Origin of the sequence: Thermodesulfovibrio sp. 3907-1M, assembly GCF_040450955.1 — a bacterium.
GTDB classification, from domain to species: Bacteria; Nitrospirota; Thermodesulfovibrionia; order Thermodesulfovibrionales; family Thermodesulfovibrionaceae; genus Thermodesulfovibrio; species Thermodesulfovibrio autotrophicus.
In genome coordinates this window covers 1,480,735-1,506,410 of the sequence record NZ_CP144373.1, presented here as the reverse complement: position 1 = coordinate 1,506,410, position 25,676 = coordinate 1,480,735, and the positions used below count along the sequence as shown (strand labels likewise).

The window sequence follows — 25,676 nt, the reverse complement described above, 5'->3', positions numbered from 1 at the left end:
TCATATTCTCTGCCCGAAAAGGGCTGTGCCTATTCTCACCATTGTTGCACCTTCTTCAATGGCTACCTCAAAATCATGAGACATTCCCATTGAAAGCTCTTTAATAAAAGAATATTTACCTGATAAAAAATCCCTTAACTGTCTCAATTTTCTAAAATAGGGTCTTACATCTTCAGGATTCTCAAAATAGGGTGGAATTGTCATAAGTCCCTCTACTTTAATATTTGGAAGTTTAGAGCAAAACTCTATTAATTTTTCCGTATCTTCAGGCTCTATTCCGAATTTAGACTCCTCCTCTGACAGCTTTACCTGAATTAAAACTCTTTGAATTTTGCCAATTTTTTCTGCTTCTTTGTTAATCAATGCTGCGAGCTTTTCTGAATCCACAGAATGAATTAATTCAAAGAGCCTTACAGCATCCTTTGCTTTATTGCTCTGCAGATGCCCTATCATGTGCCATTCAATATTAATTCTCCACTGAGCCATGAACTCCGTTAAAGCTTCTATTTTATTTTTTGCTTCTTGAACTCTGTTTTCTCCAAAAACTCTTAAACCAAGCTGAGCTGCCTCTTTTATTTTATCAATGCTTTGAGATTTTGTTACAGCAATAAGTTTAATTTCCTCTGGATTTCTGCCTGCTTTTAAAGCAGCATATGTTATCTTTTTAAAGACAGATGATATTCTTTCTGAAAGCATACTATAATACATTATACATGATTATGAATATCCTTGATAGGCTTTCTTTAAAGTGGAAGCTTGTAGTGCTTTTGCTTTTGCTTAATTTTACTTTAATGTCCTCGCTCTATGTATTTTATACGCAGACCGAAAAGAGACTTTTAAAAGAAATAGAATCTCAAACTGCAGATCTCACAAAGGCGATCCAGATAGGAGTTGAAGAGGTTACCCGTGGTGGTTCAAACAAACTTGCAGATTATATTAAAAAACTTAATACAAAAGGCATAAAAGAGATCTCTATTATCAGCAATCAGCAGGAAATAATTGCAAGCACCAATCCACAAAACATAGGAAAGCCAATAACTCACAGGAAAAAGGAATTAATAATCAAGGCAGAACTCGGTGAACCTGTGTTTGAAGAAGAAAATGTTTACAATGTAATAGTTCCTGTAATAGCTGGTAATGTTCAATATGGATATATTCATCTTAGAATTAATAAGGATGATTTTTCAAAAATTTTAAAAACCAATGCACTGAAAAGAATCATAACAACTTTGATTATATTTTCCATAGGCATAATAGTGACCTACATAATTTCTTTAAGATATACCAGACCAATTGATAACCTGACTGAAGCTGCAATAAAAGTGGCACAGGGTGATTTTAATTATAGACTTGATATTAATAGAAAAGATGAAATAGGCAAAATAGCAGAAAGTTTTAATTTCATGATTCAGAAACTTAAGGAAAGCCATATGCTACAGGAAAGACTCAGAGAAGCAGAACATCTTGCAGCAATTGGACAGCTCAGCCGAACAATTGCTCATGAAATAAGAAATCCTCTTAATTTCATAAACTTAAGCATTGATCATCTTATAGAAAAACTGAAAAAAGAAGAAAAAAATAACAATAACCATGTAAAACTGCTTGAAACCATGAAACAGGAAATCTATAGGGTAAACAACCTTATCACAGAATATCTTGAATATACAAGACCTCTTAAACTTAATAGAAAGCCTGCAAGTATTTTAGAGATAATAGATGAAGTTGTCTCAATTATTGAAGCAACAGCAGAAAAAGAAGGAATTAATATTTATAAAGATTACACAGTTGATTTTACTCTCAATATTGATGTAGATTTGATAAAAAGCTGTTTTTTAAATATCATAACAAACGCAATATATGCGATGAAAAATTCTGAAGTTAAAAATCTCTTCATTAAAACAGAGCTCGTAGAAGACAGTATTTTAATCAGAATATCTGATACAGGTTCTGGAGTGCCTGAGCAGCTTATTGATAAAATTTTTGAACCCTTCTTCTCTACTAAAAAAGAAGGTTTAGGGCTTGGGCTTCCTCTGGCAAAAAAAGTTATAGAAGAGCATGGTGGAACAATAGGATTTTCAAGTAAGTTAGGACAGGGTAGCGAAGTAAAAATCTATATCCCGGTTTAACCAATGACATCAATACTCGTAATTGATGACGAACAGTTACAGAGAGAAATTCTTAAAACAATCCTTTCAGAAGAGGGCTATGATGTTTATGTCGCCTCTTGCTTAGATGAGGCAAAAAAAATAATCAATGAAGCCCTTCCTGAGATAATTCTTACTGATTTAAAGCTTGGTAATCAGAACGGTATTGAAATTCTCAACAGCCTGCCAGAAGAACCCTTCAGTCCTGCTGTAATTGTTATTACTGCATTTGGAACAATCTCATCAGCAGTTGAGGCAATTAAAAAAGGAGCCTTTGATTATCTTACAAAACCTCTTGATAAAGAAGTTCTTTTAGTTACCGTAAAAAAAGCAGAAGAAAGAATGAAGCTTATTAAAGAAAATCTGATGCTGAGAAAAGAACTTTATGAAAAATTTAAAATAAATGGCATTATTGGAAAATCCAGAAAAATGCTTCAGGTAATTGATATAGTTAAGAAAGTAACTCCAACAAATGCAACAGTGCTAATATATGGCGAATCAGGAACAGGAAAAGAACTTATTGCAAAGGCAATCCATTATAATTCATCAAGAAAAGACAAACCCTTTATTGCAATAAATTGTGCAGCAATTCCTGAAACATTGATAGAGAGTGAACTTTTTGGCTATGAACCAGGAGCTTTCACAGGTGCAAATACGAGGAAAATAGGACTCATAGAGGCTGCGGACAAGGGCACACTTTTTCTTGACGAAATTGCTGAACTTCCTCTTGCAACTCAATCCAAGCTTCTCAGAGTGCTTCAGGAAAAAGAAGTTAGAAGAATTGGCGGTAAAGATACAATCAAAGTTGATGTTAGAATAATTGCAGCAACCAACAAGAATCTCTCTACAGAGGTGGAAAAAAACAGATTTAGAGAAGACCTTTATTACAGATTAAAAGTCATAACAGTGGAAATACCTCCTTTAAGAGAGAGAAAAGAGGACATTCCAGAGCTTGTAAACTTTTTTATTGAAAAATACTCAAGAGAATTTGGAAAAAGAATTAATGGAATTGACAGTACAGCACTGGAGGCTTTAATTAATTATCACTGGCCTGGAAACATAAGACAGCTGGAGACGGTTATTGAGAGAGCAATAATTATTTGTGAAGGAGAAAAAATTACATTGAAAGATATTAAGGATGAAATAAAAATTTCCATACCAAGAAATGTCTTTGAAATAGATATACCGGATGAGGGAATAAACTACGAAGAGCTTGAAAAAGAGTTGTTAAAAAAAGCACTGGTTAAATCCAATTATGTTATTGCAAAGGCAGCAAGATTACTTGGAATGAGTTACAAAACATTCTGGTACAGGCTTGAAAAATTCGGACTTTCTGAGAATTTCCCGAAAAGGGAAAATTTCCTCAAATGAGGAAAACTCTATTAAAGAAAACGTAGATAAATAGGCTTATACAGACTGGCATAAAATTTGTATAATATATTTTCAGAGCTAAAGACTGAAATCCCTTTGAAAAAAAACAAAAAGGAAAGGAGGTGACAAAAGAGAATGAAGAAAATTTTAGCAGTAGTAATGGCATTGGTATTTGCTCTCACAGTAACAGCAGCATTTGCTCAGCCTCAGGCAAAACCAGCCGAGCCAGCAAAGAAAGCTGAACCAGCAAAACCAGCCGAGCCAGCAAAGAAGCCTGCTAAGGAAAAAGTAAAAAGCATTACTGGTGAAGTTACAGCTGTTGACACAGTTGGTAAAACCATCACAGTAAAAAGCAAAAAGCAGGAACTCACAATCGGTGTTACAGATGAACAGATTAAGGATGTAAAGGCTGGTGATAAGGTTGTAGTAAAATACACTGAGAAAGATGGCAAACTCACAGCAAAGAGCGTAAAGAAAGCAGCAGCCAAGGCTGAGAAAAAAGCTAAAGGAAAGAAAGAAGAAAAGAAAGAAGAAAAGAAATAGTAAGCTTTTCAGTAAAGAGGTGGAGGAACAATCCTCCACCTCTTTTTATTTTATACTTCTATTCCTCTTTTTCTTAATTCTTCTAATTTCTTTTCTCTGCATTCTTTGCATCTAAACTCTGGTTCAGGATCATGAAGCCTGTCATAGTTTTTTGTTTTCACAACCCTATATCCCTCACAAATCTTTCCGCAGTCAGCACATACCACATTCTTTCTGATTTCCCATAGAGGATAAAAAGCAGGGATATTGAAGTGAGATTTAAATATTGCTTTGTCAACAAACCAGAATACATTGGCAAGTAAAAACTGATTAAGCAAAAATGCTGGAATTGTATGGATTTTTAAATAGTCACTTAAAACAAACTGTAGCAGTGCTCCTGCAATACCTGAAAGAACTATCCACCGACCAAATACATACACAAACCATGTTTTCATCTAAAACCTCCGAAAGTAGATGTCTTGTGATCAATTTTTAGTGTAACATTTTTCTTACCCTCATAAGAAAGGGTATGGAGGAACAATGAACAATTAGGTCATATCAGAAAATAGACTTACAACTCCGAGTAAAACAATAAATACTGTTGCAGGTTTCATGTTTGTTTCCTTAAGAGTTATGTTATAATTTTTCATGAAGACAGCTCAAAAAATCAAGAAAATTCCTTTCTTGATAATTCCTTTACAGGACAGATAAATAAACATATATGAATCCTTTACTGGTATGGGTTCAGGTAATTTTCCAATATCTGATAGATGGGAATCTATTAATTCTGAATTTAAACAAGCTCTTTCAGAGATTGTATTATCATTAATGCATGGTAGGTATCTTCAACTGTTGCAGGCAATAATGGAGTTGCAGCAAAACCGCCCTCTGGTTTTCTCCTCTGTATAACAAACTGATAGCACTCATAAAGAACTTTTCTCAAATCCATAGTATTTAATTAATTTTATACCAAATATTTGACATATAGCTTCAAATTTTTTTATTTTAAAAAAGGCGATGGAGTTCGCCTTTAACTGCCTCTGATTTTCAGTGGCTGATAACTCCTACCAATAAAGGTAGAGTTATGCACTGAAAAGGAGGCAAAAATGTTTGAAATCCTTCTAAAAGCTTCATTCTGGGACAGAGAGGAATGTCAAATATTGAAAAATGGCTTCTTGGCTCAGTCTCCCGTAGGGTTGCACTCATGCAACATGCCCTGTGGTTATAGTGAAGTAGCTTACATTTCAATTCTTGTTAGAACACCATGAAGCTTTCTTGAAGGCAAACGGAAAAAGCTTATAAATGCTGGAGTTATTCTTTTTATAAAGGCGAATAACTTCCAGTGTTTTCTTGCAATAATGTCTTCAAGACCATAAAATATTGCTCTTTCATCAATTCCATTTTCCCTGAGTATTTCTTCAATATTTACAAACTCCATGTAACCCATCTCAATCTCAAAGACTCTTATACCCTGGCAGAGATTTTCCTTAAAATAACCTGTTACTCCAAATGGATCAGGTCTTATGAGTATTGAAAGAAATATATTGTCCTCATAGATTATTCCGTGATAGAACATTGTTTCCACTATATATGGTGAAATCTTACCTGTATCCCTGATAAAGAAAATGGCTGTTCCTGCTATCTTTGGATTTGTTTTATAAACTCTCTCAAATTTTAAAATAAAGTCTTCTCTATCCATAAACTGCATGGCAGTGTAAAGTTTTTTCTGCCCATTTGTAAAAAGCAGAATAGTCAAAAGTGGAAACAATGCAAGTACAATTGAATAATATCCACCCTGAGGAATCTTATGTATACAGGAGCTGAAATATATAAGATCAACAGCGGTAACAGCCAGAGCAGCTATCAGCGCAAAATAGTTTCTTTTAAGAAAAAAGATTAAAATTAATATGATTCCTGTTATACACATATTTCCTATTACAGCAATTCCATAAGCAGCTGCTAAATTGGAAGAACTTTTAAACTCCAGCATAATGAATAAAACTGCAATAAGTAAAAGCCAGTTAACACTGCCGATATATATCTGGGATTTTAATTCCTTTGAGGTATAATCAATCTTTAACATGGGCATTATTCTTGTGGTGATTGCCTGATAAACAATTGAAAACATGCCACTTATCATTGCCTGAGAAGCAATAACTGTTGCAGCTATACTCAAAATTAAAAAAGGAACATAAAGATAGGATGAAAAATTTAAAGATAGTTCAAAAAGTATGTTTTTAACTTCAGGATGAGATAGAATAAAAGCACCCTGACCAAGATAGTTAATTGAAAGAACAAAAAACAGAATTGCCCAAGCCTGTCTTATTGGCTTTGAACCAAGATGGCCCATATCTGCATACATTGCTTCAGCACCAGTTGCGCAAAGAATAACTTCTCCCAAGATTAAGTAGCCCTTCCAGCCATTTTTTAAAAGAAAATTAATGGCATAGTAGGGATTTACAGCTTTCAAAACATCGGTATTTTTAAAAATTCCATAAACACCAAGAACAAAAAGAGAAGAAAACCATACAACCATTACAGGACCAAAAGCAGAGGCAATCTTTTCAGTTCCTTTTTTTTGAAAGAAAAATAAGAATATGGCAATAACCATTGCAGTCAAAACAATCATTCCCTGTGATACTGTAACACCCGGGATAAAAGCCGAGCCTTCAACAGCACTTAGAATGCTTATTGATGGTGTTATAACCCCATCGCCCATAAGAAAAGAGATTCCAATAAAAGATAAGAACGTAACAACTGCTCTTGCTTTTTTTGATTTTGCAAGGGATTTAAATATCTCAGCAAGAACAATTGTACCACCTTCACCTCTTATACTGAGTCTCATTGCAAGGATATTGTATTGAAGAGTTGGTATAATAACAAGCGTCCAGAAAACGAGGCTTAGAACGCCAAGAACATTTTCATAGGTAGGCTCAAGAATTAAAAATGCTACAGTTAATGTATATATGGGACTTGTTCCAATGTCTCCAAAAACAAGTCCCATTGCTTTTATTATTCCTGTCATAGATTTTTATTATACATGAAATTTACAATATAAGAAATCCCGAATTTGCCATCTGAAATAAACCTAAAAAATGCTGATAGAGTAAGCAAAACATTGGATCTTTCGTCATTGCAAGGGACATGTCCCGAGCCTGAGCAGTGTCTTCTTCATAATGAAAGCTGAGGAGATTCCTCGCCTGCTCCGCAGGTTTGGACTGACAAGGAAAAAGCTTGGAATGACAGAAAAGACTTGGAAATGATATTTTTATTGGCAAATTCAATGATTAAACAAAATCTTGATTTTTTGGAATTAATTTCTGTAACCTATTATCGTTGATATCAGGCATACTCTAATGCCTGATTTTTCCTTTAGGTGTATGAATTGTAAACAATTTAAGGGTGATACATGAACATTGAAAAAATTGCAGTTTCCTCTATCATAGTAATAGTTTCAGCGGGAGTTTTACTTTTAGCAAGATTTTTTCTGTTTAAAATAGTTCATCACTGGGCTAAAAGGACTAAAACTGGCTTAGACAACTTAATAATAGAAACAATTAAATTTCCTTCCATTTTCTGGTGCATTGGAATAGCCCTTTACATTGGAGTTGACAGCTCGGAACTTCCATCAAAGTACAACTTATATGTAGTCAGGGCAATTCATATATTGATAATTCTATCAATCACTGTGGTTGCTGCAAATCTTGTTAACAGACTTTTCAATCAGTATGTTGAGCGTTCATCAGTCTCTGTTCAATCAACGGGACTTTTAAATTTCATCATAAAACTAACCGTATATTTAATCGGGTTTATAGTAATCCTTAATATTCTCGGAATTTCCATAGCACCACTTATAACAGCACTTGGAGTAGGCGGACTTGCTGTTGCTCTGGCACTTAAAGACACTCTTGAGAATCTCTTTGCTGGAATACATATCATGGCAGAAAAAACAATAAGGGTTGGAGATTTCATTAGGCTTGAGACAGGACAGGAAGGATATGTGGAGGATATTTCATGGAGAACAACGAGAATAAGAATGCTTCCAAATAATATGATAGTAATACCCAACAGCAAGCTTGCTCAGAGTATTGTGATTAACTACTTCCTTCCTGAAAAAAGAATGTCTCTACTGATTCCTGTAAGTGTAAGTTATTCATCAGACCCTGAGAAGGTTGAAAAGATACTGATTGAAGAGGCAAAAAAGGCTTCAGAGGAGATAGAAGGACTGCTCAGCGAACCTGAACCCTTTGTAAGATTTATCCCTGGTTTTGGGGAAAGCTCACTTGACTTTACTCTTGTATGTCAGATAAGAGAGTTCGTTGATCAATATAAAATTCAGCATGAGCTAAGAAAAAGAATATTTAAACGCTTCCAGGAAGAAGGAATTGAAATTCCCTTCCCTCAGAGAGTTGTATGGCTTAAAAATGATATAATTAACTCATGATTGTTACAAAAAATTTAAATCTTTCCTTTGCTGAAGAAAAAATTCTTGAACTGTTTTCTTCAACTATACAACACAGCATGCCTGAGGCATCAAAAATTATTTTATTCGGCTCCCGTGCTCGAGGTCTTTCTGATGAGGAAAGTGACCTTGATGTTGCTGTGGTGGTTAAATCTCCAGTAAATAAAAGTTTATGGGACATAATCTGGAGTATAAAATGGGAAGTACTCAACAAACTCCTTTTAGAAGAATTTCCTCTCTCCCTTACATTATTGTCTGAGGAGGAATTTAACTCAGACAAAGCTCTTATCAGAGAAATAAAAAAAGATGGAGTGGTGCTTTGGGAAAGGAATTAGCATTAGCTGAGATTGAAATAGCAGAAGAAAAGCTTGAAGCTTTTTTAGATGACAGAAAAGCAAAAAGATGGGCAAATGCCACAGTAAACCTCTACTTTGCACTGGAACATGCAGTAAAAGCACTTCTTGCAAGTGTTGGCATTGAACCAAAATCCCATGAGGGCGTAAAAATAATGTTCAGCATGCATTTTATTAAATCAGGTGCAGTCTCACCCAAAATAGGAAGATATCTTGGAAATCTTTATGATAGAAGAACCACTGCTGAATACAGTCCTCTGCGTAGAAGTGAGTTTACAGAGGAAGAGGTAAAAGCTTATTCAGAATGGGTTAAAGAAGCATTATTGGAAATACTGCCCCTCCTCAATAAAAATAAAGTGCCTGCAGATAAAATCAAATATTTAATTGAAAAAATATAGCTTTTATCTGGCTCTTGGATGGTGTTTAAGGTACTCCTTGCGGAGTCTATCCATTGAAACTTTAGTATAAATTTGCGTTGTTGATATGTCACTGTGACCAAGCATTTTCTGTAAAGATCTTAAATCTGCACCACCTTCAAGCAAGTGGGTTGCAAAGCTATGTCTTATCATATGAGGTGTTACATTCACTCCAGCAACGCTTCCCATTGTCTTGAGATTCTGCCAGAATCTTTGACGGGTCATTGCCTCTCCTCTGTTATTTAAAAAAACATAATCAGAAGTCTTCTTTTTAAGAAGCTTTGGTCTTAGCTCTACTAAATACTTTTTAATTTTCTCTATTGAACGATGAGCTATTGGAACAACTCTTTCTTTATCTCCCTTGCCTTTAACTCTTATAAATCCTGCTTCAAAATTTATATCGCTCAATTTTAAATTAACAAGCTCACTAACCCTTAAGCCCGAAGCATACATTAATTCAAGCATGGTAATATCTCTTAAGTAGTATTTGCTTTGAAGCATCACTGAAAGAAGCTTTTTTACCTCATCCAACTCAAGAGCCTTTGGAAGTCTTAGCCATAGTTTTGGTGATTTAAGCCCCTCTGTTGGATCGTGGTTTATTGAGCCTTCAAAAATCAAAAAACGAAAAAACTGCTTTAAAGAAGATAGGTTTCTCGCAATGGATGAAGAAGTGTAGCCTTTTTCCTTTAAGCCTAACAGATAGTGCACTATGTCATCTTTTTTACAGTTAAGAATTAAAATATTTTGCTCATCAAGCCAATTTAAAAATCCTTTCAAATCATTTTCATAAGATTTTACTGTATTTATAGAGAGGGCTTTTTCAGTAAGACAATAATTAAGAAACTTTTTGACAATCTCTTTTTGTTCCATTATCCATAAACTCTTCAATGCCTACTTGTGAACGCAGCATCTCATAAAAAATCTTTCCCAGTTGAAATAAATTTTCTGTATCCGCTCTGTTATAAGAGATAAGGCGTTCAAGGCTGTCAATGCTTCCACTTAAATAGGCTTTCCATAGCTTTACAGCATCATATCCGTTAAGTCCTTTAAGCTCGTCCTGTCTTTCAATCAGAAATAATGTTTCAAGCTTTTTCAGTCCACCCTGAATCCCGAGCCTTTTTCCTGCAAAAAAGAGGTCAAAGTGAGGAATGTGTTCAATTTTTAAATTAGGAAACTCTTTTTTAAGAAAGGGGATATCAAAGATGCTTCCATAAAAGGTTATCAGATATTTATGCTCATCAATGGCTTGCTGCAGTGTGTCTTCAGTTAGATTTTCTCCTTTAATTAAAGCTTTATATCCTTTTATTGAATATAGCCCAACAACTGTTACATATCCACCTTTTTCTGGTGTCAGTCCGTTTGTTTCTATATCAAGGCATACAGTATCATTGATAAACTCTTCAAATAGTCTCCAATGTTCTCTTTTTTTTAAGTTTTCAGAGAAGAAGTAACAATTCTTACAACTTAACGCCTCATAAGCTTTATAAAGAAACTCGTCATAGGCTCTTTTTTTCTCATAGTCTACATCTAAAACTTCTTTACAATTGAAAAAATCTTCCCATGTAAGAATTCCTTCTCTCCATAGCTTTCGCTCTCTTTTTTCTCCAATTCCATCAAGAAGGATAAAGGTGTTTTTAATCATAAACTTATTATATTAAGCTTAAGGAAATTTAGACAAGTTCTCAAAAAACAAAATACTTGAATATTAAGTCAAAATTTGAAATAATAATTTATTCATTCAAAGGAAGGGGGTGGTTGTTGTGTATAAACTAAAAAAATTAATGTTAAAAATCTTTTCTCCTGTCACAATAATGTTTATTCCCCATGGAAGAACAAAAGTTTATGGATTAAAGGTTCCTTTTTTAATAATTTTTTTACTTATTTTTTCTGTTTTTGCCTTTAATGTTTATGTTGCATCAAAAGCTGTTAACACGATTGAATACTATCGTATGAAACAGGATTTTTCCTCTATAATGAACAGATTTAATGAACTTAAATCTACAATTATTGCTTTGAAAAATGCCGAAGCAGAATTTAATAGAATTTTTTCGTTGAAATCAAAGAGAGCAATCCTTGAATCTGTCAATTTTCACCCCTCTGGCGATATTGATATAGAAGAATTGAAAAGCCATGCTCAGAAAGCTATAAACTCAGTGAATGAAATAAAAAATTTTTTATTGGAGCAGCATGATATATACAGGTCAACTCCTCTTGGCTGGCCTGTCAATGGAGAGATAACATCTCCTTTTGGAAAAAGAGAGCATCCAAAATATGGAAATGAAGAAATACACACAGGTGTTGATATTTCTGTGCCAGAAGGCACAGAAGTCAGAGCAACGGCAGACGGCATAGTTGTTTTTTCAGGATATCAGGCTCGTAGTGGAAATGTAGTAATGATTAAACATGGTTATGGTTTTACCACTGTTTATGCTCATAATAAACAAAATCTTGTAAATGTAGGACAAAAAGTAAAACGGGGAGACATTATAGCTCTTTCAGGGAATACTGGTTCTACCACAGGAGCACATCTTCATTATGAAGTATGGAAAAACAACTCTCCTGTTAATCCTTTGTCTTATCTAAAGGAGGATTCTAATGTTTTTTAAAAAACAGCAGAAAATGGGAACAGTTATTGGAGCAGAGACTTTTATTAACGGAGAAATAACATCAAACAGCAGTGTAAGAATTGATGGAACAGTTGAAGGTACAGTAAAAGCAGACTGGATTTCAGTAGGAGATTCAGGGAAAATCACAGGGAATATTGTATGCAGAGGTATCATAATTGGTGGAAATGTTAATGGAATCATAAATGCTTCAGAAATAATCACTATAACTCATAAAGGCAGTGTAACAGGCGAAATTTATACTCTTAAGCTTTCCATTGAAGAGGGTGGAAAATTTGAGGGAAAATCCTGCATTCAGGATTCAACTCTTTTGTCGGAAGGAAAATAACCTTACTGTGAATTACAGAACCATTTTATTTGGCGAAGGCCTTTTTGAGACAATTCTATGGCAGGGAAAAACAAAGAAACTTCTGAGGCATTATGAAAGGCTTAAAAATTCAGCTCAATTTTTTCATATTCCATGCCCTGATTTTGAGAGTTTCTACAGGCTAATTGAAGAAAAAGCAGAAAAAAGAAAAAATATATATGTTAAATACTGCCTTATATCAAAGGGAGAAGGTATTTATCACTCATACCCTGAAGAAAGTGAATCTCTCGTTATAATCAAAGATTACAAAGCCGATTTAAATCCAAAAAAACTTTTTATCTCAAGCATTAAAAGACACAGTAGGAATCCTGTAATTTATCATAAAACAATGAACTACCTTACAAATATTCTTGCAAAGAGAGAAGCCTTGTTGGAAGGTTTTGATGATTCAATCATGCTTAATGAAAATGATGAAATAACGGAATGTGCCTCATCAAATATTTTAGTTGTTAAGGGGGAGAGGCTGCAAACTCCTGCAAAAGAATCTGGACTGCTTTCAGGAACAACACTTCAGATTTTGATTGAAAAAGCAAATGTGAAAGAGGAAAGGCTAAAAATAGAAGACCTTTACACTGCCCGAGCTGTTTTTATACTAAACAGTCTTACAGGAGCATTGCCTGTGTCTCAGATTATGGATAAAAAATATCCTTTTGATAATGAAATTTTACAATATCTAAATTCCCTTATTGATGAGGAAAACCAACCATAAATGCAACTTGTATTGTCTGGTAACTGGCTTGTCAAAAAAGGCTTTTACGAGGCAGAAATTGAAGATATTAAATTATACAATAGCTTAGATAGTATCAAAGAGATTCCTCCCCTCAGTTTTGCTGTATTTTCCTATCATCTTGCAACCCATACCCTTGAATTAAACATTAAGGAGTCTGAATTACCCCCTGTTTTAATAGCGAAAATTAAAAAATTCAAAAAACTTGCACCAAAACCGAAAAAAACAAAGCTTATACTAAAAGGAAAATCGCTAAACGATGATGAATTTAAAGCAGGAGTCTTAAAAATACGTAGCCTTATAGAGGATGGAACAGTTTATCAGATAAACCTGACAAATCGTTTTGATTTTGAACTTTGTGGAGATCCTGTGAGTCTTTTCTTCAATTTTTATAAAAATCAGCCAGTTCCTTATGGATTTTTTCTTGATACTGGCAGTTTCTTCGTAATTTCTGGCTCAATGGAACTCTTTTTAGAAAAAACAGGAAATAAACTCATAAGCAAACCAATTAAAGGCACCTCAAAATATCTCAAATTCCTCCAGAACAGTGAAAAGGACAAAGCAGAAAATCTCATGATTACAGATATGATGAGAAATGATATTGGTAGAATTGCCCACATTGGAAGTATAAAGGTCCCTGAGCTTTTTAAAATAACAAAATATAGAACTCTTTATCAGATGCACTCAACAGTTGAAGGACAAACAGATAAATCTATGATTGAGATAATAAAACAGACCTTTCCTCCTGCCAGTGTGACTGGTGCACCAAAAAGAAAAACTGTTGAGATGATTGACACACTTGAGCCTCATAATAGGGAGTACTACTGCGGATGTGCAGGACTGATAAAGAATGAAACCGACTTTACTTTATCAATTCTAATAAGAACAGCAATAGGCTCAAAAAATGCTCTTTCCTACTACGCAGGCTGTGGTATTGTATGGGATTCAGATCCTGAGAGCGAATTAAATGAACTGCATTTGAAAGTCAAGGCTTTTTATGAAAAATAAAGCATTAACATAAAAATAATGTTAAATACTATGGAGCATGTAAATTATTAAAAACACCGCAATTGCAAGGATAGAAATCACTAAAAGTATATCAAGTAATAAAGAGGGCTTATAACTATCTTCATCAATTTGTTTTTCTACTTTTTTATATCTTATAAATGCAAGAAAACCCATTACTGCACCAAGAGCAATAAGAAAGGCTCCAAAAAATGAAGAATATCCTATATGTGTTGACTGAGGCATCTCTTTGCCCAGAAAAATAGAGAGTTGCCTTACAAAAAGTGCAAACTTTTCAACAACAAATCCAAATGCCATTATTCCGATGCTTGTTCTAATCCATGCAAGAAAAGTCCTTTCATTGGCAAGATGAACTCTTCTGTTACGAACTCTTGGATGAATGCTATTGTTTTCTTCCAATGCTTGAAGCACTCCTTTTGTTAATTTTATTATTTGAAAAATTTTAAAATCTTTTTAATTAACCGGTCAATACTCAATAAAAATTATCTGAAAATTTAATTGACAAAACTATTATTATTTTTTTATTTTTAGAAAAAATAGAAAAAAAAGGAGGGCAAAATGCTCAGTTATCAGGATATATTTCTTTTTTCAATAATCATAATTGTTCTTTTTGGCTCTTCCAAGCTTCCTGAGATAGGCAAAGGTCTTGGAGAAGCCATTAGAGGCTTTAAAAAAGCTGTGTCAGATGCTGAATCTCGTGAGGAACACAAAGGGACTGAAGAGATTGAAAATAAAAAACTAAATTGAACGATTCTGGTCTGTTTTTGGTAAAAGTTTAAATATAACAAATCGCCCAATAATAGCACCCAACACTGCTCCTGCTAAAACATCAGAAGGGAAATGTGCAAAATCCTCAACCCTTTCAAATCCCACCCATATTGCAAAAGCATAAAATAAATAGCGATATTTTGGATAGTAGTGCGAAAATACTGTGGCAAGCATGAAAGCAAAAGTTGTATGTCCAGAAGGAAATGATGAGTAAAGATAGTTTAGAGAAGGACCTGCAAAAAATGTATCAAATCCAAGCCTTGGTCTTGCCCTTCCAATAAGATGCTTTATTTGGATAACTATGGAAACGGCAATGATGCCCATTGATAAAGATTTACCAACTTCTTTCTTTTTAAATAAACTGTAAATTGCAAAAAGAGATATTACTATGATAGCAGCCTTATATACAAAATCCATTATCATATCCAGTTCTTCAAAAAATTGATTAAGATTCATATGATTTTTCTGGAAATGCTTAATAAATAACATTACATCTTTATCAAAAGCAAAAATAAATAACGGAATAAGAAACAAAACAATAAGAAAGAGAATTTTAACCCGAGAATGTAAAAATTGCATAATCTCTGTCCTCCTCTATCAAGTTTAATCCGATACTTTTTAAAAATTCCACATCTTTAACCCGTGATATAACAACTCCATTTAATTTTCGTTCTGTAATGCCTTTATTTTTAATGCTTTCAATAAGCTCTTTTTCAGAGTCAATCCTCAGTATTCTTCTGTCCGAATAAAAGGGAATACTTGGCTTGTTTATTTTGTATGTAATTAAAACATCATTTTTTTGAAGATTCTGCTTAGCATAAATGCTGTATTTATAAAGCGTTCCCTGCATATATTCATTTATGGCAGGCAGTACTTTTATTGAAATAGCTAAAATTAAAATGAAACTCAATCCCGCAAACAATAAAAAACCCCTCTCTCTTCTTAGGAATGTATAAATGCTTATCACAGCAAAGAAACTTATTATCAAGAGGAGTACGTTAAGCCAGCTCATATTAAAATACGGTAACAAGTTGGTAATCTTTACTTTTACAACAATTAAAAAACCTGCAATTAAAATTGAAATAACTGCCGAAAAAATATATGGAATTCTTGAAAAATTTTTATTAACCTCAATCATGCCATAGGAAATTAAGATTGAAAAAGCAGGAATAGCAGGTAGAATATAGTTTGGAAGCTTTGTCGTTGAAAAAGAAAAAAACAGGAAGATAAATCCTGCCCAGACCAAAGAAAACTGCTTAAGAGCATCTCTTTTAAAATTTTTAAAAGCCTTTCCAATAAAAGAAATCCATGGAAACATTCCGATTATTAATACAGGGATAAAAAAATAAATCGGACCTCTGTGTCCTGAAATCACTCCTGTATATCGCATAAAATGATGCTTTATGAAAAACTGCTCAATAAATTCTTTACCATTTATCAGAATTTGAGCAACATACCATGGCATTGATATTAAAAGAAAAAGCAAAATTGCCCACAAGTTGTAAAGCTCCTTTAATCCTTTAAAGCCCTTTTTAATGCATAAATAAACTGAAGCTATACCAAATGGAAACACTATGCCAATTAATCCTTTTGTAAGAAAAGCAAAGGCTGAGAAAATATAAAATCCATAAATAAACTTTTTATTTTTTTCTTCTGACATGTAAAAACAGATGAGACTAATGCTTATAAATAGACTTAATGCCATATCTGTCACAGCAGCATGGGTATAAATGAAATAATACAAAGAAAAAGCAAATGATAAAATAGTATAAAAAGCCTGTTTCTCACCTTTCAGGTTTTTAATAAAAAAATAAAGAACAGCACATAAAATCAAGCCTGATAACGCTGAAGTAAATCTTGCAGCAAACTCATTAACTCCAAATAACTTGAAAGAAAAAGCCATCAGCCAGTAAAAAAGAATGGGCTTGTCATATCTGGGCTCACCATTATATGTAGGAGTTATCCAGTCTCCACTCTGAATCATCTCTTTTGTTGCCTGTGCAAAGACTGCTTCATCAACATCAAAAAGCCTCCCGGAGCCAAGCCTTAATAGGGATATAAATATAATGATTGCAAAAACAATTTTATTCATTTTGCCTTTTTAGAAATAAAACTCCAAGAGGAGGCAAAGTTAACTTTAGAGAATAAGGTCTTCCATGCATTGGTGTATCTTCTGAAAAGACTCCTCCCATGTTTCCGCAGTTACTTCCTCCGTAAAGCTCTGAATCAGTATTTAAAATCTCTCTCCAGTAACCTTTAAAGGGAACTCCTATTCGGTAATTAAATCTTGGAACAGGCGTGAAATTGCATACAATCAAAATCATCTGGGCTGTTCCTTTTCTCAAAAAACTTATTATACTCTGCTCTGCATCGCTAAAATCAATCCATTCAAAACCTGATGGATCAAATTCAAACTCATAAAGGGCTGGCTCATTTCTGTAAAGATTGTTCAAATCTTTTATCAATCTTTGAATGCCCTGATGCTGGGGATACTGAAGAAGATGCCAGTCAAGACTTTTTTCATGATACCACTCACACAGCTGTCCAAACTCTCCTCCCATAAAAATAAGTTTTTTACCTGGATGAGCATACATATATCCAAAAAGAAGCCTTAGATTAGCAAACTTCTGCCAGCTATCTCCGGGCATTTTATTTAAAAGAGATCCCTTACCATAAACAACCTCATCATGACTTAGCGGAAGAACAAAGTTTTCAGAAAAAGCATACCATATACTGAATGTAAGCTCTCCATGATGATATTTTCTGTATATGGGATCCTTTGAAAAATAATTAAGTGTGTCATGCATCCATCCCATATTCCACTTCATCCCGAATCCAAGTCCACCAATATAGGTAGGACGGGTGACAAGAGGCCAGGCTGTTGATTCTTCAGCAATTGTTTGAGTATCAGGATATTTTTCATAAACTGCTTCATTAAGTCTTCTTATAAATTCTATTGCCTCTAAATTTTCCTTGCCTCCATACCTATTTGGAATCCATTCTCCGTGCTGTCTTCCATAATCAAGATAAAGCATTGAGGCAACAGCATCAACTCTTAATCCGTCAATGTGATACTTTTCAAGCCAGAATATTGCTGAGCTTATAAGAAAGTTCCTAATCTCATTTCTTCCATGATTGAAGATATAACTGTGCCAGTGAGGATGGTATCCTTTTTTGGGATCCTGATGCTCATAAAGATAAGTTCCATCAAAAAAGCTGAGTCCATGTCCATCATCGGGAAAATGAGATGGAACCCAGTCAAGAATTACACCGATTTCATACTGGTGAAGCTTATCAATCAAATACATAAAGTCCTGAGGGGTGCCATATCTACTTGTGGGTGCAAAATATCCAATTGTTTGATATCCCCATGAACCATAAAAAGGATGTTCCATAACAGGTAAAAATTCTACATGAGTAAAGCCTAATTCTTTTACATATTCTGGTAACCATTCAGCAAGCTCTCTGTATGTAAGAAATCTATTTCCTTCACCTCTTCTCCATGAACCAAGATGAACCTCATATATTGATATGGGTGAATAAAGGGAGTTTTTCTGAGCCCTGTTTTGCATCCATTTTTTATCATTCCACTGATACTCTAAATCCCAAACTATTGATGCAGTTGCAGGAGGAGTTTCCCATAAAAAAGCATAAGGATCTCCTTTTTCAAGATGATAACCGTATCTGGATATGATATAGTATTTATACTTTGTGCCTTTATCAATTCCAGGTATAAAACCCTCCCATATACCAGAGCCATCCCATCTTACTGAAAGAGGATGTAATGGTTTCCATCCATTAAAATCACCTATAACATAGACCTGTTCTGCATTTGGTGCCCACACAGCAAAATATATTCCTCTCTGTCCATCAACCTCAATAATGTGAGAACCGAGCTTTTCATAGGCATTAAAATGATTTCCTTCTTTAAAAAGATAAATGTCAAAATCAGTAAAAAGGCTTACATCATGCCTTATCATGAGAATTTCCCCTTTTCTTCTTTTAAAAGAGTTTTTAATACAACAGGAGCAATCAGAGTGGTTAGAGCAACAACAAAGATTATTACTGCATAAAGGGTGCTGTCATAAATTCCGCTTATTCTTCCAAATTCAGCAAAAATAAGACCTACCTCACCTCTTGGAAGCATGGAAAAGCCAACACTTAATTTTTCTTTTTTTGTCCCTTTTACAAATAAACCAGCCAGTAGTTTGGTTGCGAGAGCAACTATGAGGAGGACAGCACTTAAAGCCCAGAAGTGCAGAGACTGAAAATCAATTGCTCTCAAATTAATTTGCAATCCCACATAGACAAAAAATATTGGAGTAAATATCCATATGAGAGGATTCAGCGATTCTTCAATTTTATGGATAATCTCTCTGTCTGCCTGAAAAGCTGCAGCAAAGGGAATAGTGAATCTTCTTGAAAAGGCAATTCCTGCAGTAAATGCACCAAGTATTTCAGGTGAGCCTATTTCATGCGCGGCAAAGGCAAACAGCAGAATTATGGCAACTACAATAGGAGGAACAAAATCAAGGGTATTGAGCTTTTTTGCAAGAAAGCTTATGAAATAGGCAAAAATTTTACCTATTATTGGTGCAAAGAGAAAGAATGTCCCAATATAAAGTATTAGAAGCAATGTAGCATTTAAATGAATCTCCTGAGTTTTTGAAAACTCAAACAATGCTGCAAGCACAACAACGCCAAATATGTCATCTAAAACTGCTGCACCAAGCACTATCTGAGCAAAGCGTTCTTTTATTTTACCTAAATCTTCAAGTACTCTTACAGTAATGCCAATGCTTGTAGCAGTAAGAGTCCCTCCAATAAAAAGAGAGCTCATAAATGGGAAATTAAAAATGTAATAGGAAACAAGAAATCCTGTAATAATTGGAGCTACTGCTCCAGTGAGTGCAACAGCTAAAGCAGAAATACCGACCTGTTTCAATTGTTTTAAATCAGCCTCAAGTCCGATGTGAAAAAGCAAAATTATTATTCCAAGTTCTGCAAGCAAGCGAAAAACATCACTAAGTGGAATTATTCCAAGAACACTCTGTCCAAGAAGCACTCCTACGAATATCTCACCAATAACAGATGGAATGCCAAATTTTGCAAAGATGTCTCCTGTAAGCCTTGCAAAAAACAGCAAAACCGCCAGATAAAGAAAAATAAGATGAAGTTCCATTAGATATTGTAGCATGACAAACTATAAAGAAACATAGATTTAGCATAAAATTAGCATAAAATGTTATAATATTTTCAATGAAATTAACCTTCAGGCTTATTTTATCTCTTTTTATTGGCATTACACTTGTTGTGGCAGTTTTCTCTTTAATTCAGATCAATGATGAAAAAAATAGTCTTCAGGCTGATATTGAAAGAAGAAGCATAATACTTGCAGAAAGTCTGCGAGAGTCTGTTGTAACGCTGGTTGAAACAGGACAGACTGAGAGACTTAGCAGGCTTGTTGAAAAATTCGGCAATCGTGAAAGACTGAAGGGTGTTGCTGTTTTTGATGCATCAGGGCATGTTATATCTTCAAATTCTTTCCTGAAATCCCATATATCAAAAGCACCTGTTGAGGTGATAAATGCTCTCGCTGAAAAATCTCCAAAATCCAAGTTTATAAAAATTGACAGAGAAAGAATATATCTCTATGTAATACCAATATTTTCAGATGTCTTTGAAGAAAAGCCTTTAATCGGTGCTTTAGCACTATTTCAGGATGCTTCATATATTGATATAAGACTTAAAGAGATGTGGAAACAGAATATGCTTCGTTTGTTGGCTTTAACTATTTCAATTGTAGCAATCTCTGTTCTTGTAATTAAATGGAATATTACAGGTCCTGTTGCTCGTATGGCTGAATGGCTTAAAGAGTTAAGAACAGGAAAAATTAAAAATCCTCCATCTTATGTGCCTGTTAAAGGAGACGTTCTTGCTCCATTGGTAAATGAAGTTACAAATCTGATTAAAACCCTATCAATGATTAAGGCAAAAGCTGAAGAGGAAGAAAGATTTAAAGCAGTTACAGACTCACTGTGGACTGCTGAAAGACTCAAGGAATTTATCAGAATAGAATTAGGAGATAAGAAACTGTTTCTTCTTTCAAACAGAGAACCATATATGCACATAAAAGAAGGAGAGAACATAAAGTGCGTTGTTCCTGCAGGAGGACTTGTTACAGCCCTTGACCCTGTTATGAAAGCCTGTGATGGAGTATGGATTGCCCATGGAGCAGGAGATGCTGACAGAGAGGTTGTTGACAGAGAGGACAAAATAAGAGTGCCACCTGAAAAACCTTCATATACATTAAAAAGAGTATGGCTTACAAAAGAAGAAGAAAAAAAATATTACTATGGATTTTCCAATGAAGGACTCTGGCCCCTCTGTCACATAACCTATGTTAGACCTGTTTTCAGAAAGGAAGACTGGATTGAGTATCAGAGAGTGAATGAAAAATTCGCCAATGCCCTGCTTGATGAGATAAAAGATGAGGACTCTCCCCTTGTTCTCGTTCAGGATTATCATCTTGCTCTTGTTCCTCTTTTAATAAAGCAAAAAAGACCTGATGCAAAAATAGCTTTGTTCTGGCATATTCCATGGCCTAATCCTGAAGTGTTTGGTATATGTCCATGGGCAAGAGAAATTCTTATTGGAATGCTTGGTGCAGATTTAATAGGCTTTCATATTCAGTTTTACTGCAACAACTTCCTTGATACCGTTGACAGATTTCTTGAATCAAAGATAGACTGGGAACATTTTTCAATAGAACGAAGAGGCCAGATTACGACTGTAAAGCCTTTTCCAATAAGTGTCAGTTTTGAGGATTTTTCAGATAATGTTGAAAATAAGGCAAAACTAAAAGTAAAACTTATTAAAGAACTCGGAATAAAAGCAGAATACATTGGAGTGGGCGTTGACAGAATTGACTATACAAAAGGAATCCTTGAAAGATTTCTTGGAATTGAGAGATTTCTTGAAAAATATCCCCAATTTATTGGTAAGTTTAGCTTCGTGCAGTTTGGCTCCCCAAGCAGAACTCACATAAAACAATACAGAGAAATTATGGATGCTGTTGAAGAAGTCGCAGACAGAATTAACTGGAAGTTTCAGAGTAATAATTACAAACCCATAGTATTTTTAAAAGGATATCATCCTCATTCAAAAATTATACCTTTTTATAAAATAGCAGACCTTTGCATGGTAACATCTCTTCATGATGGAATGAATCTCGTGGCAAAAGAGTTTATTGCATCAAGAGAAGACGAAAGCGGAGTTCTTATTTTAAGTCAATTCGCAGGTGCATCCCGTGAACTTAAAGATGCAGTTATAATTAATCCATATGATATTGAAAGCATAGCAGATGCAATATATGATGCTTTAACAATGGATGAAGATGAAAAAATGGAAAGAATGCGTAAGATGAGAAGTTTTATTCAGGAAAGGAATATATATCGCTGGACAAGAGATCTTATTGCATCACTGGTGAGACTCTGAAAAATGCCGGAATATCTTTTTCATTCAAACTGGCTTGATACTGCAAATGTAAAAAAAATATTTTTGTTTTTTGATTTTGATGGAACTCTTGTTCCGATAATGAAAAATCCAGAAGACTGTTATTTATCTTATGAACTTAAAGAAGTTTTTAAGGAACTTAAAAATAAAATAAAAATTGGAATAATAAGCGGTAGAGATTTGAAAGATTTAAAAAAGAGAGTTTCAATAAAAGGAGTTTACTACAGTGGAAGTCATGGTTTATACATAGAAGGTCCAGAGATAAAATATATTAATCCAGATGCGGAAAGACTGAAGGATTATATAAACAAAATTTACAGAGAGGTTAAAAAATTGAATGATAAATTTCTGGGAATGGTGGTTGAAAAAAAAGAGTTTTCTTTTGCACTTCATTATCGTCAGGTTGATGCAAAAAATAGAAGCACACTGAAAAAGCTCTTTTCAGATATTATCAGCAATTTTAACCAAGATTATATAAAAATTTTAAAGGGGAAAATGGTTTTTGAAGTATTACCAGCAGTTAACTGGAATAAAGGCAGCGCAGTTTCATTTTTGATAAGTCACTTTAAAGGAGAACATTTACCTGTTTTTGTTGGTGATGACATTACAGATGAAACAGTATTCAGCGAAATTAATGATAAGGGTTTAACCGTTAAAGTTGGATATTCAAAAAAAACTCTGGCAAAATACTTTATCAGGAATCAGAAAGAGGTATATAGGTTTATTAAAACATTGAAAGAGGTTTTAAATGCTTGAATGGTTTGAAAAAAACTGGTTTATATTTTTTGTTCCGCTGATAGTTTTAGTGTCTTTCACAATCTTAGCATTCTTTGTAAGATTCAAATTTTCTAAATATATTATAGACAGGCTTAAATCAGTAAAGTGGGCTGGCAAGGAGATAGTTATCTCAAATCTTACTATTATTATATTTTACTGGATTTTAATCATTGGTGCCTATACTGCAGTAGAACTCTCTCCTGTAAAAGGACAAATTTATTTGATTATCTGCAGAATTCTTCTAACCGTTTTCTTTCTATCTTTAATCTATGTTCTTTACAGAACAGCAATAGAAATGTTAAATCTTTACTCTGAAACTATAAAGAAACCTCTATTTAAACCTTTTCAGGCATTGAAAACCGCATTTGTTATTGTTTTTATTACTATGGCAATATTGATATTTTTTGAGATATGGAAGTTCCCCACCACTCCTTTTATTCTTTTTATAATTCTTGGCTGCGCAATAGCTGTTTTTGCTCTAAAAGAAAATATTTCAAATTTTATTGCTGGTTTTGACATTATAAATGGTGAGATAATCAAAAAAGGAGACTATATTAAACTTGAATCTGGTGAAGAAGGTAGTGTTTTAAACATAACATGGAGACATATAGAGGTAAAAAGTTTTGACGAAAAAATATTAATCATACCCAATAGCAGGCTTATTAAAGCAAAACTGGAAATACTCAGAAAACCGCCCAAAAAAGCAAAAGAACCTTTCAGATTTTATACAAGACTAAACGCAAAAGAACTTACAGGATTAAAGGCAAAAAATCTAACTGAACTATTGAGATACATAAGAGAAGTTCCCGATTCTGTTATTTTCTATCATACCCATGACTTTATTGAAGAGTATCACTATCTTACCCCTCAGCCTTCTAATGAATTTGCTCTATGGATTGGAAATGCTTTAGGTTATGATGCCCTTGCTGAAAAACTCTCTTCAATGGACATCTTTGAGTTCTCAAGTATTGGAGAAATAAGAAAAAGAGTATCAGATATAATTGAGGAATATCTCAGCAATAACCCCGGCGATAAAAATTGTGAAGAAGGAGAAGAGTTTCATTTTATTAAATCTGTGAGTGTAATCATGCCAACACCCTATATTGCTCATGACCTCAGAGAGTTTGTTCAAGTATTAAGATTTATAAGTTCCAATTCTTTGTTTTTTCATATATATGAGGCAAAATTAAGAGTTGGTAAAATCTCCAATGATTTTTCTTTATGGCTAAGTGAAAGTCTTGGTGAGTCAAAACTTGCAGAGGCTATTATGAGCATAGACCCCTATATGCACACAATTGAAAGCTTAAGAGAGCAGATAATCTCTATAATTGAGAGTTATCTTGAAACGGAGGTAACAGTTGGATAGGGATTTGCATACTAAAAGACCAAAACTCAGAGATTATGAACCAATAATTGGTAAATCCTTACTTGAAGAATTAAAAATTCTTGCAGATAAACTTTCAGGGAAAAGAATTTTGAATATTAACTCTACATATATTGGAGGAGGAGTTGCAGAGATTCTTGCAAGAATGGTCCCCTTTCTTAATGAACTTGGAGTTGATGCAAAATGGAGTGTCATTAAGGGAGACAATGAATTTTTCAACATTACTAAAAAATTTCACAATGCACTGCATGGAAAAAGAGAAGAATTCAAAGAAGATGAGTTTGAGTATTTTCTTGAGATAAACAGAAAAAATTCTGAAGAAATGGAGTTATCAGGAGACATAATTTTTGTTCATGACCCCCAGCCAGTTGCTCTAATAAAAAAACGAGAACAGGTAGGAGAAAAATGGCTGTGGCGATGTCATATTGATGTATCAAATCCTGATGAAAGGATATGGAACTTTATCAAAGACTATGTTGAACAGTATGATGCAGCGGTTTTTTCTGCTCCAAACTTTGCAAAGATGCTTAAAATCAGAATGTTTTTGATATATCCTTCTATAGATCCTCTAAGCAATAAGAATAAAGAGCTCTCTGAGGAACAGATTAATGCTGTCCTGGATAAATATGGAATTGATAGAAAAAAGCCAATAATACTTCAGGTTTCAAGGTTTGATTATCTCAAAGACCCTGTTGGTGTAATAAAAGCCTTTGAGATAGTAAGAAAAAGCATTCCCTGTCAGCTTATTCTCGCTGGAGGAACAGCCACTGATGATCCTGAGTCCGATAAGGTTCTTGAAGAGGTAAGGCAGGTGGCAGGTAAAAATCCCGATATACATATTCTTCTGCTTCCACCTGACAGTGACATAGAGATAAATGCTTTGCAGAGGGCAGCAAAAGTGATTGTTCAGAAATCATTAAAAGAAGGCTTTGGTTTAACAGTGACAGAGGCATTGTGGAAGGGTAAACCAGTGGTTGCATCAGCTGTTGGTGGAATAATGCTTCAAGTAAAACACAAAATCACAGGAATGCTGTGTCATTCAATAGAGGGTGCTGCCTATTCAATAAGAACACTTCTTACAAATCAGGAGTTTGCACAGTGGCTTGGAAAAAATGGACATGCCCATGTAAAGCAAAACTTTTTAATAACAAGGCATCTTAAAGACTATCTGCTTCTTTTCCTTTCCCAGTATTACAAGGATGAGTTGATATATCTATGAA

Annotated in this window: 26 protein-coding genes and 1 riboswitch; of the genes, 15 read left to right on the top strand and 11 right to left on the bottom strand. The window is 34.1% G+C overall.

Annotated elements, in window-relative coordinates; genetic code table 11:
• Nucleotides 1-696 (bottom strand): YggS family pyridoxal phosphate-dependent enzyme, encoded by a 696-nt coding sequence (locus tag V4D30_RS07795; RefSeq protein ID WP_353683761.1) that lies wholly within the window; start codon nucleotides 694-696, stop codon nucleotides 1-3.
• A gap of 23 nt (nucleotides 697-719) precedes the next feature.
• On the opposite strand from V4D30_RS07795, the gene V4D30_RS07790 reads away from it, so the two are divergent.
• From V4D30_RS07790 to V4D30_RS07780, 3 genes are all read left to right on the top strand, one after another.
• Nucleotides 720-2,126, top strand: a complete 1,407-nt coding sequence (locus V4D30_RS07790) for a HAMP domain-containing sensor histidine kinase (RefSeq protein ID WP_353683760.1) — start codon at nucleotides 720-722, stop codon at nucleotides 2,124-2,126.
• 3 nt (nucleotides 2,127-2,129) lie between these two features.
• A complete protein-coding gene (locus V4D30_RS07785) occupies nucleotides 2,130-3,515 on the top strand; it encodes a sigma-54 dependent transcriptional regulator (protein WP_353683759.1) in 1,386 nt (461 codons plus the stop codon).
• Nucleotides 3,516-3,650: 135 nt separating this feature from the next.
• Nucleotides 3,651-4,058 carry a hypothetical protein gene (locus V4D30_RS07780; RefSeq protein ID WP_353683758.1) on the top strand — a complete coding sequence of 136 codons (408 nt, stop codon included), beginning with the start codon at nucleotides 3,651-3,653 and terminating at the stop codon, nucleotides 4,056-4,058.
• 50 nt (nucleotides 4,059-4,108) lie between these two features.
• Here V4D30_RS07780 and V4D30_RS07775 read toward each other — a convergent pair whose 3' ends face one another.
• The 3 genes from V4D30_RS07775 to V4D30_RS07765 form a co-directional block, all read right to left on the bottom strand.
• Complete coding sequence (locus V4D30_RS07775; RefSeq protein ID WP_353683757.1) at nucleotides 4,109-4,492, bottom strand: hypothetical protein; 384 nt, start codon at nucleotides 4,490-4,492, stop codon at nucleotides 4,109-4,111.
• Nucleotides 4,493-4,830: 338 nt separating this feature from the next.
• The gene (locus V4D30_RS07770) at nucleotides 4,831-4,986 is read right to left on the bottom strand and encodes a hypothetical protein (RefSeq protein ID WP_353683756.1); all 156 of its coding nucleotides are present in this window, start codon (nucleotides 4,984-4,986) and stop codon (nucleotides 4,831-4,833) included.
• A 55-nt stretch (nucleotides 4,987-5,041) separates the two neighbouring features.
• Nucleotides 5,042-5,111, top strand: a riboswitch (Fluoride riboswitch).
• A gap of 163 nt (nucleotides 5,112-5,274) precedes the next feature.
• Nucleotides 5,275-7,062, bottom strand: coding sequence for a KUP/HAK/KT family potassium transporter (locus V4D30_RS07765; protein ID WP_353683755.1), 1,788 nt, complete (start codon nucleotides 7,060-7,062; stop codon nucleotides 5,275-5,277).
• A 384-nt stretch (nucleotides 7,063-7,446) separates the two neighbouring features.
• Here V4D30_RS07765 and V4D30_RS07760 point away from each other — a divergent pair, with 384 nt between their 5' ends.
• The 3 genes from V4D30_RS07760 to V4D30_RS07750 are packed head-to-tail and all read left to right on the top strand — an operon-like array spanning nucleotide 7,447 to nucleotide 9,250.
• Nucleotides 7,447-8,481, top strand: a complete 1,035-nt coding sequence (locus V4D30_RS07760; RefSeq protein WP_353683754.1) for a mechanosensitive ion channel family protein — start codon at nucleotides 7,447-7,449, stop codon at nucleotides 8,479-8,481.
• Nucleotides 8,478-8,834, top strand: coding sequence for a nucleotidyltransferase domain-containing protein (locus V4D30_RS07755; protein ID WP_353683753.1), 357 nt, complete (start codon nucleotides 8,478-8,480; stop codon nucleotides 8,832-8,834). Before V4D30_RS07760 ends, V4D30_RS07755 begins: the two co-directional genes overlap by 4 nt.
• Nucleotides 8,819-9,250, top strand: coding sequence for a HEPN domain-containing protein (locus V4D30_RS07750; RefSeq protein WP_353683752.1), 432 nt, complete (start codon nucleotides 8,819-8,821; stop codon nucleotides 9,248-9,250). The genes V4D30_RS07755 and V4D30_RS07750 overlap by 16 nt, the downstream gene beginning before the upstream one ends.
• A 3-nt stretch (nucleotides 9,251-9,253) precedes the next feature.
• Here V4D30_RS07750 and xerD read toward each other — a convergent pair whose 3' ends face one another.
• Nucleotides 9,254-10,138, bottom strand: coding sequence for a site-specific tyrosine recombinase XerD (xerD, locus tag V4D30_RS07745; protein ID WP_353683751.1), 885 nt, complete (start codon nucleotides 10,136-10,138; stop codon nucleotides 9,254-9,256).
• Nucleotides 10,104-10,910, bottom strand: a complete 807-nt coding sequence (locus V4D30_RS07740; protein WP_353683750.1) for a ribonuclease H-like domain-containing protein — start codon at nucleotides 10,908-10,910, stop codon at nucleotides 10,104-10,106. Before V4D30_RS07740 ends, xerD begins: the two co-directional genes overlap by 35 nt.
• A 118-nt stretch (nucleotides 10,911-11,028) precedes the next feature.
• Between V4D30_RS07740 and V4D30_RS07735 the strand changes: the two genes are divergently transcribed.
• From V4D30_RS07735 to V4D30_RS07720, 4 genes are read left to right on the top strand one after another with little or no spacing between them, the layout of a single operon-like run.
• Nucleotides 11,029-11,874 (top strand): M23 family metallopeptidase, encoded by an 846-nt coding sequence (locus tag V4D30_RS07735; RefSeq protein ID WP_353683749.1) that lies wholly within the window; start codon nucleotides 11,029-11,031, stop codon nucleotides 11,872-11,874.
• The gene (locus tag V4D30_RS07730) at nucleotides 11,864-12,220 is read left to right on the top strand and encodes a polymer-forming cytoskeletal protein (RefSeq protein ID WP_353683748.1); all 357 of its coding nucleotides are present in this window, start codon (nucleotides 11,864-11,866) and stop codon (nucleotides 12,218-12,220) included. Before V4D30_RS07735 ends, V4D30_RS07730 begins: the two co-directional genes overlap by 11 nt.
• Before the next feature lie 7 nt (nucleotides 12,221-12,227).
• Nucleotides 12,228-12,968 (top strand): aminotransferase class IV, encoded by a 741-nt coding sequence (locus V4D30_RS07725; protein ID WP_353683747.1) that lies wholly within the window; start codon nucleotides 12,228-12,230, stop codon nucleotides 12,966-12,968.
• A complete protein-coding gene (locus V4D30_RS07720) occupies nucleotides 12,969-13,994 on the top strand; it encodes an anthranilate synthase component I family protein (RefSeq protein ID WP_353683746.1) in 1,026 nt (341 codons plus the stop codon).
• A gap of 21 nt (nucleotides 13,995-14,015) precedes the next feature.
• Here V4D30_RS07720 and V4D30_RS07715 read toward each other — a convergent pair whose 3' ends face one another.
• Nucleotides 14,016-14,423: a DUF202 domain-containing protein gene (locus tag V4D30_RS07715; RefSeq protein ID WP_353683745.1), complete on the bottom strand. Its 408-nt coding sequence runs from the start codon at nucleotides 14,421-14,423 to the stop codon at nucleotides 14,016-14,018.
• Between the two features lie 147 nt (nucleotides 14,424-14,570).
• On the opposite strand from V4D30_RS07715, the gene tatA reads away from it, so the two are divergent.
• The gene (gene tatA, locus V4D30_RS07710) at nucleotides 14,571-14,759 is read left to right on the top strand and encodes a twin-arginine translocase TatA/TatE family subunit (RefSeq protein WP_353683744.1); all 189 of its coding nucleotides are present in this window, start codon (nucleotides 14,571-14,573) and stop codon (nucleotides 14,757-14,759) included.
• Here the strand turns inward: tatA and V4D30_RS07705 are convergent.
• Genes V4D30_RS07705 through V4D30_RS07690 form a run of 4 tightly spaced genes read right to left on the bottom strand, consistent with a single transcriptional unit; the run spans nucleotide 14,751 to nucleotide 19,962 of the window.
• Complete coding sequence (locus tag V4D30_RS07705) at nucleotides 14,751-15,359, bottom strand: phosphatase PAP2 family protein (protein ID WP_353683743.1); 609 nt, start codon at nucleotides 15,357-15,359, stop codon at nucleotides 14,751-14,753. The two genes, tatA and V4D30_RS07705, sit on opposite strands and share 9 nt — an antisense overlap.
• Nucleotides 15,334-16,872, bottom strand: a complete 1,539-nt coding sequence (locus V4D30_RS07700; protein WP_353683742.1) for a glycosyltransferase family 39 protein — start codon at nucleotides 16,870-16,872, stop codon at nucleotides 15,334-15,336. The genes V4D30_RS07705 and V4D30_RS07700 overlap by 26 nt, the downstream gene beginning before the upstream one ends.
• The gene (gene glgB, locus V4D30_RS07695; RefSeq protein WP_353683741.1) at nucleotides 16,865-18,760 is read right to left on the bottom strand and encodes a 1,4-alpha-glucan branching protein GlgB; all 1,896 of its coding nucleotides are present in this window, start codon (nucleotides 18,758-18,760) and stop codon (nucleotides 16,865-16,867) included. The genes V4D30_RS07700 and glgB overlap by 8 nt, the downstream gene beginning before the upstream one ends.
• Nucleotides 18,757-19,962 carry a cation:proton antiporter gene (locus V4D30_RS07690; protein ID WP_353683740.1) on the bottom strand — a complete coding sequence of 402 codons (1,206 nt, stop codon included), beginning with the start codon at nucleotides 19,960-19,962 and terminating at the stop codon, nucleotides 18,757-18,759. Before V4D30_RS07690 ends, glgB begins: the two co-directional genes overlap by 4 nt.
• Nucleotides 19,963-20,039: 77 nt before the next feature.
• Here V4D30_RS07690 and V4D30_RS07685 point away from each other — a divergent pair, with 77 nt between their 5' ends.
• The 4 genes from V4D30_RS07685 to V4D30_RS07670 are packed head-to-tail and all read left to right on the top strand — an operon-like array spanning nucleotide 20,040 to nucleotide 25,675.
• Nucleotides 20,040-22,277 (top strand): trehalose-6-phosphate synthase, encoded by a 2,238-nt coding sequence (locus tag V4D30_RS07685; protein WP_353683739.1) that lies wholly within the window; start codon nucleotides 20,040-20,042, stop codon nucleotides 22,275-22,277.
• Nucleotides 22,278-22,280: 3 nt separating this feature from the next.
• Nucleotides 22,281-23,051 (top strand): trehalose-phosphatase, encoded by a 771-nt coding sequence (gene otsB, locus V4D30_RS07680; protein ID WP_353683738.1) that lies wholly within the window; start codon nucleotides 22,281-22,283, stop codon nucleotides 23,049-23,051.
• Entirely contained in the window at nucleotides 23,044-24,438 is a 1,395-nt protein-coding gene (locus V4D30_RS07675; protein WP_353683737.1) for a DUF5752 family protein, read from the top strand. The genes otsB and V4D30_RS07675 overlap by 8 nt, the downstream gene beginning before the upstream one ends.
• Nucleotides 24,431-25,675, top strand: a complete 1,245-nt coding sequence (locus V4D30_RS07670) for a glycosyltransferase (RefSeq protein ID WP_353683736.1) — start codon at nucleotides 24,431-24,433, stop codon at nucleotides 25,673-25,675. Before V4D30_RS07675 ends, V4D30_RS07670 begins: the two co-directional genes overlap by 8 nt.
• The last annotated feature ends 1 nt before the right edge of the window (nucleotide 25,676 follow it).